Source organism: Bariatricus sp. HCP28S3_A4 (genome assembly GCF_052066395.1).
Taxonomy (GTDB): domain Bacteria; phylum Bacillota; class Clostridia; order Lachnospirales; family Lachnospiraceae; genus Allocoprococcus.
On sequence record NZ_JBQHSE010000099.1, the window covers coordinates 1 to 532 of the forward strand.

The window sequence follows — 532 nt, forward strand, 5'->3', positions numbered from 1 at the left end:
TATCCTTTTGAGATATAAAAGGATTCAGCATTTTTTGATTTGGATGTAATAACTCTCATAGGAAATACCCCCTTTTCCACATTATACCATACATTGCAATAAAATACAATATAATAAAACCAAAAAATTGACACAAAAAAACAGGTTTTATGCGGCCTGCAAGTACTTTTCCTATTGTTTAACTGTCAAACTCCCGGGGAAGCGGCAATTTGTCAGGCGATTTGTGATGTCCGTTTTGGAAATGAGGATACGATATCAAGACCGTATATTGCGTTTTTGGGTGTTCTTGTGTATGTATTAGGGATTGTGACTATTTTGAATCCGGATGGAGTTCATTTTTTCCTGAGCCGGTGGAAATATAATAATCCGGAGTTGTCTGAGCCCGGGCGATTGTTGGAGCAGATAGGCGGAGGTTTTATCGTTGTGATCGGTATAGGGATTATGACGGAGGCTTTATTACTTCTAGTATAACGTCCAGTTATTTTCGAGATGCTATATTAGTATTGTAATCTGTAGAGACGGAGTGTATAAT

The 532-nt window shown here is 37.6% G+C and carries 1 protein-coding gene; it reads left to right on the forward strand.

Going from position 1 to position 532, the window contains the following annotated elements; all coding sequences use genetic code 11:
• Nucleotides 1–174 precede the first annotated feature (174 nt).
• Nucleotides 175–471 carry a hypothetical protein gene (locus ACTNBF_RS16530; RefSeq protein WP_441089712.1) on the forward strand — a complete coding sequence of 99 codons (297 nt, stop codon included), beginning with the start codon at nt 175–177 and terminating at the stop codon, nt 469–471.
• Nucleotides 472–532: the final 61 nt, after the last annotated feature.